Consider the following 10,606-nt stretch of genomic DNA (forward strand, 5'->3'; position numbering starts at 1 on the left):
TTATATCTACCATGAACAAAATAGAATCTCTTTCTGACTTATTTCAAATGGTTGGCTGCGATGTCACCTACTATGATCTTGGCCGCCATATTACTAAAATTTCCCCGCAACAAGCTATACAGTTTGATCGTAAACAGCAGGCCTACCCTTTCCCTTTTCGCCAGCACGCTTGGTTAGCTTGCCTATTAAAAGACAGCCAAACGGCTTCTAAAAGCTTGCTAGAAAACGGAGTCATCTGGTTTTTAAAACTACCTCTGGATGAAGCGGGTTGCTTAAACTTGGGCACCCGAGATCATTTTATCAAAAGTATAGTGGATAAAATTTTGCACAAAGGGGAAGCTCAAGGCTTATCGGAAGCATTAGAAGACAGCCCCTATGCGTTTAAGCCTGATCAAGAACGTATGGCCAGCTTTCATGCCATTCTTGGTAAGCAGCTCAACACATCGACCTCCAGTTTTTTTGATAGCGTAATTGATTACCTAAAATCACCTCTCGAAGACAACCCAGAGCAATGGCAAGAACTTGGTATTCAAGGCATTGCAGAGTTAGCCGCCAGAGCCAATGAACCAACATATACTCCGCTCATTATTAAAGCGATCCAACAGGCAAACCCCGCTGTTATCAGTGCACTTTGTCATGCTTTAGAGCATGAAACACTGCCAAACAGCATTCAAGACGTCCTGATCCAACAACTAGAAGAGAATCAAGATCCATTCTTGCAAGCCAGCTTTATCCGTGCGCTTTCTCGTAACTCTCTTGATAATCGACTGTTGCTACCCTTATTTGGGCTATTAGGCAGTCTAGTCGAGTGTCAGGACGAAGACACCCACAGCATTGCCGCATTGGCCGCAAAATGCCCTCATTGGCTTGCGTCAAACCCTCAATTGCTGCGTATTATTATGGAGAAGCTGGCCCATCGACAAGATGGTTACATTGCCTTTAAGCAAATCACAGCTGAACTTAGCCAGCATCCAGAGACTCGCCAGCCATTATGGACACTACTGCGCAGCCAGCATATTAGTTCACAACTGGCGCAAGCGGTGAACCATATCTTCACACAAACCCCAGGCAATCTTCACTAAACCGCCCTTAGCCTCAGTTTGCATGTTATTTGCACCCTTAATCGCTGTATTTACTGAGGCTAAGCATGTTTGTTGGCATATTTCCGTGCTAAATTTACAAAATACAGAAACTTAGTTGACGGTCCGTTCATATTGAAGCTAGAGGCCAAGAGAGGGTGTTGTGAAAAAATTATTAATCATGTTTAGTTTGTTTGGCGCCATGTTTGCTAATGCCGAGAGTTTACGCGTCGAGATTTCTGAAATCGCCAGTAATCCAGAAAGCTTCACCATTGTTGATGTTCGTGATGAGCAAATTTACCTTGAAGGCCATATTAAAGGCGCAGTTAATTTCCCTGCTAGTCTCACCTTCGATGACCTGACCATTAGTGGACGTATTACCCCACCTAACCAAATGCAGTCTCTCATTCAGCAAAAAGGCTTAGATATCCATGACAACATTGCCATTTACGATGATGGCAGTTTCTTTGATGCCGCAAGACTATTTTGGTCTCTAGAAGTGTATGGGTTTACCAATGTAAAGCTTCTCAATGGTGGCTACCATGAGTGGCAATCTCTTGATTTACCAATCAGCACTCAAGCCATAACACCAGAGCCTAGCCAGTATATTGCCTCCATTGACAACAAGAAGTTAGCCACTAAATTTGCGACTCAAATCGCTTCACGCAGCCCATCGCAAGTGGTAATTGATGCCCGTACTACCGATGCTTACCAAGGCATAATATCAACCGCCCAGCGTTTTGGTCATATTCCTCAGGCAGAACACATTCCAGCGACTCACAATATTGCTTCTTCAAATGGTATGTCGAAACTAAAAGATTTGAATGAGTTAAAAAGCACCTATCAAAATATCGACCCTAATCAGAAAGTCATTATTTACTGTGCGATTGGTCGTGTTTCTTCAACCAACTATTTTGCTCTTCGCGAACTGGGTTATGATGTCGCTAACTATGACGCATCTTGGCGGGAATGGGGCAACGATTTAAACCTACCCATTACTAACCCTTCAGGCCAATAACAAGGGCAACCTATGTGGTACAAACTTAGTATTAAGCGACAACTTATCATTTTCATGTCGTGTATTATTGTGGTGGTTGAGGCCGCCACATTACTTCTAATTCTCAACATCCAAAAGCAAGAAACGCAGGAAATGGCGATCAATGAGGCAAACAGTATCAGTGCTTCATTGAATAATGATTTTGTAAAATACCTACTAACCCCTGGTGCTGACTCTTTATCGGATATTACCTTTCGCTTATCTGCCTTTAATAATATCCAAGGGGCGATGGTCTACGACGAAGGCGGTCGTGCTATTTACCGGTTTAAAGACACTGAAAACATAACTGCAGAAAAGCCCCAGGTAACACAAAGCACCAGTGTTTTCACTGAAGCCAACCTGTTAATCCAGTCCTCCATTGAGGCCGAAGGCTATCAATTTGGCATGGTGATACTAGACGTCAATCTGGATACCTTTCGAGTCAAACAAAAAGAGATCACCAATACCATCTTAGCGATTTTCCCCTTTGCATTATTGTTCGGACTTATCTTAAGCACCTTCTTAAGTAAGAGTTACACCAATCCCTTCATCAAATTGCTTTATGCGATGAAGAAAAGTGACCCGACTAATAACGCCATTGTTACCGTAGACACCAAGTCGGAAAACGAAATCAAAGAGTTGTTTGACGGCTTTAATCAGCAAATGGAACAAATTTCACAGTCATCCAAGGCGCTCAAATTTCAAGCATCTCACGATACCCTAACAGGCATTTACAACCGCTACCATATGGAAGAGCTCATCTCTCAAGCACTTAAAGATGAAACCCGTTGTGGTTACAACTTGTTGTATATCGATCTGGATCAGTTCAAGTTGATCAATGATTCGGCTGGCTATCAGGCCGGCGACGAGTTGCTAAAAATGATTGTCAGCCACTATCAAGGTATTTTGCCCAGCCACGGGACCTTTGCTCGTGTCGACGGTAATGGATTTATGGTGCTATTGAAAAATTGCACGGAAGGCTTTGGTAATGACTTCCTCAGCTTAAGCTTACAACGACTGAACGATTTCCGTTTTTCCACTAATAACGAAACTTACAGTGTATCTGCCTCGATATCTTTAGTGTATTTCAAGCCTTTTGAATTCACGCTAAAAGAGCTTCTAAAAATCAGCAGCGCCTCACTTTATACGGCAAAAGCGAAGGGTCGAAACAAGTCTCATATTTATGACCCAAGCGATGAAAAAACCAAGCGAGTGTCCATTGAGACAGAGACCGCAAGGATGATCAAAGAAGCCCTGCATGGGGGGCCGACCCGTTTTGAACTGTTTGCCCAGGACATAGTGGCACTGCAAGAAACCAAAGAACAAATTAGTTACGAAATATTGATTCGTATGTGGGACAAGGATAATAACTTTATTTCCCCTGGAGACTTCCTACCGGCAGCAGAGCGTTACCAATTAATGAGTGATATCGACGCTCATGTGCTTTGGACCTACCTTGAAATCGTCACCCAAAGCCCTGAACACATTGCAAAATTACACTCGGCTCATATTAACTTGGCTGGCTCAAGTTTAAATAACCCGGACTTCCAAGAGAAAGTGAAGCAAGCGATTGCTCACTTTGACTTCCCATGGGAAAAACTCGAACTGGAAATCACCGAGAGTTCCGCCATTGGTAGCTTTAACAGTGCCAATAAATTTATTTCCTGGCTGAAAGAACAGAAAATTGGATTAGCGCTGGATGATTTTGGTACGGGCATGGCGTCTTTTGAATATTTAAAAAGCCTGCCCTTCGATGTGGTCAAAATTGATGGCAGCTTTGTGAAAGACATGCACACGGATCTTACCGACAAAGCCGTGATCAAATACATTCAAGAAATCGCCAATTTGAAAGGCCAAGAAACCGTGGCTGAATATGTGGAGACCCAGCAAGATGTGGATGAGTTAACAAATATTGGTGTCACCTATGGCCAAGGTTTCTTCCTTGGTAAGCCACGCCCGTTAACAAGCTGGATAGATTAATAAAAACCCTCTTTAAGCATCATGAATTTGTGTCTAAAGAGGATTGGCTTTAATGTTTGGTGGGCGACTTGCTCGCCACTCGCATTTTTTTTCTGTGTTCTACAAACGCTTCAGTCAGCAGATAATCTCCATGCTCAGTATATTCTAAGGCGCCTCGATTGATCAGGGCATCAAGTGTCTTAGATAACACTCTTTGTCTATGATCACCTTTCACAAAATAATATTGATCATCAAGCTGCACCAACTTAAAACCGGATTCTAAAAAGCCAACACATAAGTTTTGAGTTGGCGTTAATTTGAGTTTCATAATATCCCTCGTACGGCCGTCTCGTTTCGTTAGCTTTAACTATAGTCAAAATTAGCCAGAACAAAAATTTTCTGTCTATTTTTAATACAAAATTAATATTTCATCTAGACTGAATTTTGCCTTGGCTGGATACTTGGAATATTATGCTGGCCACTTTAACGCTGCACAGTTGATCAAACATTATGAATATTCAAACCAGTGCAAAATATCTTGCCGAGCTTGGTCATCCAACTCGGCTAGAGATATTGCGCTACCTTGCCCAAAAAAATGTCAAAGGCATACCGGTGGGAGAGCTCCAGAATCAGCTGAAAATTCCAGCCTCTACCCTCTCCCACCATATCAATCGACTCATTAATGTGGGTCTACTGGAACAAAAACGTGAAGGGCGTGTGCTTTTATGCTCACCGAAATACGATGAACTAGCCACCTTGTTGGACTTTTTATCTCAGCAATGGAACATCAAAAGCTAACTTGTAGGCATAAAAAAGGCGGGGATTTAACCCGCCTTTTTAAGTATTAAGCCTGTCTTATTCAGCAAACACCACTGTCTTATTACCATGCACGAGAACACGATCTTCTAAGTGATAGCGTAAGCCTCGAGACAAGACCAATTTTTCAATGTCTTTACCTAATCGAACCATGTCTTCCGCTGCGTGACTGTGACGAACACGAATCACGTCTTGTTCAATGATAGGTCCCGCATCCAAATCCGCTGTCACATAGTGACAGGTTGCTCCGATCAGCTTAACCCCACGCACAGCTGCCTGATGGTAAGGTTTAGCTCCGATGAAGGATGGTAAGAAACTGTGGTGAATATTGATCACACGATGACGGTATTTCTCACATAGGTATTCTGGAAAGATCTGCATGTAACGCGCCAGAACGATAGTGTCGGCTTGAGCCGCATCAATGCAAGCCTCAATTTCTTGGAAAGCCGGCATCTTATTTTCTTTTGGTACAGAGATACAGTGGTAAGGAATCTTGTACCATTCCACCATAGAGCGAAGCTCTTCATGGTTTGCAATAACACCGACGATTTCACAGTTTAACTCACCTGTATGCCAGCGGTGCATAATGTCATTCAAGCAATGGGATTCTTTCGTTGCCATCAACATAACTTTTGGACGATCGTCACTGTCTTTTACATACCAACGCATGTTGTATTCAGCGGCAATGGGTGCAAACTCTTCGCGGAAGGTTTCCACATCGATGTTCAGGCTTTCTGCGTCAATATCATGGCGCATAAAAAACCACTTTTGTTCGATGTCGGTGTGGTGACTTGCTTCCACAATAGAGCCTTGGCGCTCATTCAAAAATTGGCTCACTGCGGCTACAATCCCCACTCTGTCGGGACAACTAATCACTAGACGAAATGTTTTTCTCATACTAAAAACTTACAACCTTTAAAATCATTTTCTTAACAAGAACCACAATCAATGTGGCGCTTCGTATTAATCTCGAATTGAGAATTTTGTTACGCCAAATTACGATGGCGGATAACATAACATTGGTGAATCTTATTATTACGCTCAAAATCTGGATCTAGGGTTTGCTGGGTAATGTTCTCTACCTCAAACTCTTGCTCAAGATCTGCATCCAAAACAAAACGGCGATAGTTATTGGAGAAGATCAGCTCGCCAGCGGATGATAGTCTGGCCATTGCCAAGCGTACTAGGTCACCATGGTCTCGCTGTATGTCTAACACATCCGCCATTTTCTTGGAGTTCGAGAAAGTCGGAGGGTCCATAAAGATAAGGTCAAACTCATCCTGACTTTGGCGTAACCATTCAAAACAATCTGCCCTTTCCACTCTGTGGTCGCGTTCAGAGAACTCATTGAGCTCAATGTTACGTCGCGCCCAATCCGTATAAGTGTTGGACATATCGACACTTAGCGTCGTGAAAGCGCCCCCTTGTCCTGCATGTACCGACGCACTGGCGGTATAACAGAACAAGTTCAAGAAGCGCTTACCATTGGCTTTTTGTTGAATTAGCTTGCGAACAGGGCGGTGATCAAGAAACAAACCTGTGTCCAGATAGTCTTTCAAGTTAACAATGAAATCACAGCCGTACTCTTCTACCACCATTTCATGTTGAGACTGATCGAGCTTCTCATACTGAGTTTTACCCGTTTGCTTCTGACGATGTTTAACGACTACCTGAGACTCAGGAATATTCAAAGCCGTAGGAATCGCTGACACCACTTCAAACAAACGTTGTTTGGCTTTTTCAGGGTCGACACTTTTAGGCGCTTGATATTCTTGCACGTGTGCCCAATCTTGATAGACATCAATCGCTACCGCATATTCTGGCATGTCCGCATCATAAGCTCGGTAGCATTGTATTTTATTCTTCTCTACCCACTTACGCATCTTCTTGATGTTTTTCTGCAGACGGTTGGCAAACATCTGCGCCCCTGGCGTCATCACCGACTGGGCAACCACATCTTCTTTTATATTGCCTGCCAACAGAGGAAAACGGTAAGCACGACATTCAATGCCACCATTGATCACCCGAGTGCTTTTTTCAGGGCGAACAGGAATTTGGCGGGCCAGATGATCGTTACTGGTTAGCATCATAAACTGCCAACCGCGGGCATTACTCACCACCCACTCACCCAATTGGCGATACAGTGCAATCAGGGCCATTTCATCCCCTAAACGCTCACCATAAGGTGGGTTGGTAATGACCAGCCCCTTGGTGCCTTCCGGGATTACAAAATCATGCTCTTGAAAAGGTGTCATGGCCACTTCGACTATGCCGACCAAACCTGAGCGCTTGATATTTTCACGGGCGGCGGCAATCGCGCGCTGCTCTCGATCCGTACCTTGAAAACTTAAACCTAACTCAGCCGCATCGCGCTTGCGATTGCGCGCGAAATCCATCAGTTGTTGCCACAGGCGATGATCGTGTTGTTTCCAGCCTTTAAAGCCCCAGTATTGACGACGCAATCCCGGTGCGATGTCTAACGACATCAATGCTGCTTCCACCAAAAAGGTACCTGAGCCACACATAGGATCGATCAGCTGGGTCATGCCACAATCTTTCCCCCAACCTGCTCTAAGCAACAAGCCAGCCGCAAGATTTTCTTTAAGTGGCGCCATGCCACCGTGCTGACGATAACCACGGCGATGTAAGCTATCTCCTGACAAATCAATACTCACAGTGACCTGATCACGCTTAATTCGTAGTGCTATGCGCACGTCCGGTTGACTTTTCTCAACACTGGGGCGCTCACCAGTCAATGCTACGAAATAGTCGGCAATGGCATCTTTAGCACGCACCGCACCAAACTGAGTATTACGGATGTGATGATTAGTACCGTGACAATCAATGGCTATGGTATCGTTCACTGACAAATGGTCGGACCATTCTACAGCCTTTACCCCTGCGTATAGCTCGTCGGCAGATTCAATTTTGAAATGGGCAATAGGCAGCATCACACGAGTGGCGACTCTTGACCATAAACACGCCGTGTAGATACCGGTTAGATCCGTTGTCAGTTTAACTTGACCTTCCCCTAGTCGGGTTTGAGTGAGTCCTTCCTCATGCAGCTCTTTCTCTAAAACATTTTCAAGCCCTAATGGGCAAGTAAGTTCTAGCGCATAAAGCGTTTGGGCAGACTCGACGGTCGATTGATTTGTTGTCATTTTAAAATTACTTATTCAATAAATGTATGAATTTGCCTGATCTAAATTTGTGCCGATCTTGCAAAATTAAAGAGGCGGGGTGCTATCCCGCCTCTTGCTTCGTTATTCACGATAGGGAAAACAATTCAGCTAAGCTGCGATGATTTTCCTTTATAAACCTAATTCACGCTCACGATAATAAGCATCCGTACTGGCAACCGCTTCGGTAACCAATTCTGGACCTTTATAAATGAAGCCCGAATAAATTTGTACTAAGCGTGCGCCAGCTTGCAGTTTCTCGACCGCATCGGCACCACTGGAAATACCGCCCACGCCAATGATAGGCAGTTGATCTTTTAGATGCTCCGCCAACACTCGTACCACATGGGTCGCTGCGTCTTTCACTGGGGCACCACTTAATCCGCCCATTTCTTGCCCGTGTATGTGGCCAGCAACCGCATCCCGAGACAAAGTTGTGTTGGTGGCAATAATACCATCAACTCCTTGTTCCACGAGCGTATCCGCGACCATTTTAATTTCATCATCGGACATGTCTGGTGCAATTTTCACGGCTAATGGCACACGCTTACCATGCTCGGCTTCATAGCGATCTCTTGCTTCACACAAGGGTGAGATCAATTGCGCAAGACTTTCGCCAAACTGCAGGCTGCGTAAGCCCGGTGTGTTCGGAGAGCTAATATTTGCTGTGATGTAGTCGGCATAAGGGATCACTTGCGTTAGACAAGACAAGTAGTCAGCCGCAGCGTCCTCAACGGAAGTAGACAAGTTTTTGCCAATATTCACACCCAAGATACCCGGATAACGGCGGCTTTTAATGCGCGATACCAGATGGTCTACACCCTTGTTGTTAAAGCCCATACGGTTAATGATGGCTTCATGTTCTGGCAAACGGAACAAACGAGGCTTAGGGTTACCCGCTTGACCTTTAGGCGTTACGGTACCGACTTCGACAAAACCAAAGCCTAACGCTCCTAGCGTTTCAAATGCATCAGCGTTTTTATCAAGCCCTGCCGCCAAACCTACCGCATTGGGAAAACGTAGCCCCATGACTTCAACAGGTTGAGCACTTGGCAAACCTTTCAACAATTTAGAAACACCTAGGCGACCACTTGCTGCCAATAAATCCAAAGAAAGATCATGGGATACTTCTGGATCTAATTTAAACAGTAACGAGCGAGCAAGGTTGTACATTGGTAAAGCTCCTAATGGTAATTGATAAGGCTAAAGAGTGTTTTCAAGCTGGGTTACAGCAACCAGCTTGTGGTTGACATCAAATTCTACTTCAAACAGACCATAAATGCCCTGATGCGTAACATAACGTACAAACGCAGACAAAGGCAGTTGCACTTTGCGTCCATCAAGGCTTGTGGCCACTAAATTTTGGGCCGCTCCGGCATACATGGCTTCATACTTGTAAGCGGGCAAGGCGACATTTAAAATTAATTTTGCCATAAAAATTCCTTCACTTACGCTTCTCTTACAAGATTGAGTCTGGGCGTAAAGATTTGAATCCGCTAAGATGGCCGCTATTATATTGTGTTGACACCTTTTTTGACAGAAGTATGAGGAATCTAGCTTTAATGGAAGCCGTAATTAGTCAGTTAAAAGATCACTTGAACAACGCCATCCTCGGCCAGCCCGATTTAACTCACGAATTACTCGTAGCCTTGATTGCCAATGGCCATGTGTTACTGGAAGGACCACCAGGCATCGCCAAAACCACCGCTGCGAAAGCCCTTGCTAATGGCATCGCTGGCCGTTTCCAACGCATACAGTTCACCCCAGATTTATTACCTGGCGATGTCACCGGCTCAGACATTTATCAGCAAGAGATTGGGCAATTTAGCTTTATTCCTGGCCCCATCATGAATGAAATTGTGCTGGCGGACGAAATTAACCGTGCCCCAGCCAAAGTCCAATCGGCTTTGTTAGAAGCCATGGGTGAGAAACAAGTCACCGTGGGTAATAATTGCTACTCATTACCACCATTATTCTTTGTGATAGCCACCCAAAACCCTATTGAACAAGAAGGTACTTACCCATTACCAGAAGCTCAGCTTGACCGTTTCATGATGAAGATAGTGCTGGGCTACCCAAGTGCAGAAAGTGAACTTAATGTGTTAAGACTGGTGCGTCAGCAAGACCTTCATAAGACACAACAATTCACCCCTGCCGCTATTTGTCAGCCAGAGCAAATTTTGCAGCTGCAACAACAAGCACTGGGGCTTTATATGTCGGAGTCAGTTGAGCAGTATATTGTTCAACTGGTGATGGCCACACGCCACCCAGAAATGTTTTTGGGGGATAAAGACAACAGCCGCAAGCTTATTGAGTTTGGCGCAAGCCCCCGAGGCACTTTAGCCCTCGATCGCTGTGCTCGAGCCAATGCGCTACTGAATGGCAAAGACTTTGTGAGCCCAGATGATGTTCGACAAGTGGCATTGCCCGTACTGCGTCATCGTATTCTCACCAGCTTTGAAGCTCAAGCCAGCGGTTTAAGCCCAGACGATATATTAAAACGCTTGATCAGCCATGTTCCCACCTTGTAATTAGGC

The 10,606-nt window shown here is 44.7% G+C and carries 10 protein-coding genes; 5 read left to right on the forward strand and 5 right to left on the reverse strand.

The window, feature by feature from the left end:
* The first annotated feature begins 11 nt into the window (after positions 1 to 11).
* The 3 genes from ABJF92_RS09850 (at position 12) to ABJF92_RS09860 (ending at position 4,095) form a co-directional block, all read left to right on the forward strand.
* Positions 12 to 1,082: a DUF3549 family protein gene (locus tag ABJF92_RS09850; protein ID WP_446815627.1), complete on the forward strand. Its 1,071-nt coding sequence runs from the start codon at positions 12 to 14 to the stop codon at positions 1,080 to 1,082.
* Between the two features lie 160 nt (positions 1,083 to 1,242).
* Positions 1,243 to 2,097: a sulfurtransferase gene (locus tag ABJF92_RS09855; protein WP_446815628.1), complete on the forward strand. Its 855-nt coding sequence runs from the start codon at positions 1,243 to 1,245 to the stop codon at positions 2,095 to 2,097.
* A gap of 12 nt (positions 2,098 to 2,109) precedes the next feature.
* The gene (locus ABJF92_RS09860; protein WP_446815629.1) at positions 2,110 to 4,095 is read left to right on the forward strand and encodes an EAL domain-containing protein; all 1,986 of its coding nucleotides are present in this window, start codon (positions 2,110 to 2,112) and stop codon (positions 4,093 to 4,095) included.
* 49 nt (positions 4,096 to 4,144) lie between these two features.
* Here the strand turns inward: ABJF92_RS09860 and ABJF92_RS09865 are convergent, their stop codons facing one another.
* A complete protein-coding gene (locus ABJF92_RS09865; RefSeq protein ID WP_445974834.1) occupies positions 4,145 to 4,402 on the reverse strand; it encodes a formyltetrahydrofolate deformylase in 258 nt (85 codons plus the stop codon).
* A gap of 182 nt (positions 4,403 to 4,584) precedes the next feature.
* Between ABJF92_RS09865 and ABJF92_RS09870 the strand changes: the two genes are divergently transcribed.
* Entirely contained in the window at positions 4,585 to 4,872 is a 288-nt protein-coding gene (locus tag ABJF92_RS09870; protein WP_446815630.1) for an ArsR/SmtB family transcription factor, read from the forward strand.
* A gap of 57 nt (positions 4,873 to 4,929) precedes the next feature.
* On the opposite strand, the gene purU is transcribed toward ABJF92_RS09870, so the two are convergent.
* The 4 genes from purU to ABJF92_RS09890 form a co-directional block, all read right to left on the reverse strand.
* Positions 4,930 to 5,787 carry a formyltetrahydrofolate deformylase gene (purU, locus tag ABJF92_RS09875; protein ID WP_445974836.1) on the reverse strand — a complete coding sequence of 286 codons (858 nt, stop codon included), beginning with the start codon at positions 5,785 to 5,787 and terminating at the stop codon, positions 4,930 to 4,932.
* A gap of 89 nt (positions 5,788 to 5,876) precedes the next feature.
* Entirely contained in the window at positions 5,877 to 8,051 is a 2,175-nt protein-coding gene (gene rlmKL, locus ABJF92_RS09880; RefSeq protein WP_446815631.1) for a bifunctional 23S rRNA (guanine(2069)-N(7))-methyltransferase RlmK/23S rRNA (guanine(2445)-N(2))-methyltransferase RlmL, read from the reverse strand.
* A 150-nt stretch (positions 8,052 to 8,201) separates the two neighbouring features.
* On the reverse strand, positions 8,202 to 9,242 hold the full coding sequence (locus ABJF92_RS09885; RefSeq protein WP_446815632.1) for a quinone-dependent dihydroorotate dehydrogenase: 1,041 nt from the start codon (positions 9,240 to 9,242) through the stop codon (positions 8,202 to 8,204).
* Between the two features lie 30 nt (positions 9,243 to 9,272).
* Positions 9,273 to 9,503 carry a DUF2835 family protein gene (locus tag ABJF92_RS09890; RefSeq protein ID WP_446815633.1) on the reverse strand — a complete coding sequence of 77 codons (231 nt, stop codon included), beginning with the start codon at positions 9,501 to 9,503 and terminating at the stop codon, positions 9,273 to 9,275.
* A gap of 128 nt (positions 9,504 to 9,631) precedes the next feature.
* Here ABJF92_RS09890 and ABJF92_RS09895 point away from each other — a divergent pair, with 128 nt between their 5' ends.
* Positions 9,632 to 10,600, forward strand: coding sequence for an AAA family ATPase (locus ABJF92_RS09895; RefSeq protein WP_446815634.1), 969 nt, complete (start codon positions 9,632 to 9,634; stop codon positions 10,598 to 10,600).
* Positions 10,601 to 10,606: the final 6 nt, after the last annotated feature.

This window comes from Marinomonas sp., from assembly GCF_039940335.1.
Lineage (GTDB): Bacteria > Pseudomonadota > Gammaproteobacteria > Pseudomonadales > Marinomonadaceae > Marinomonas.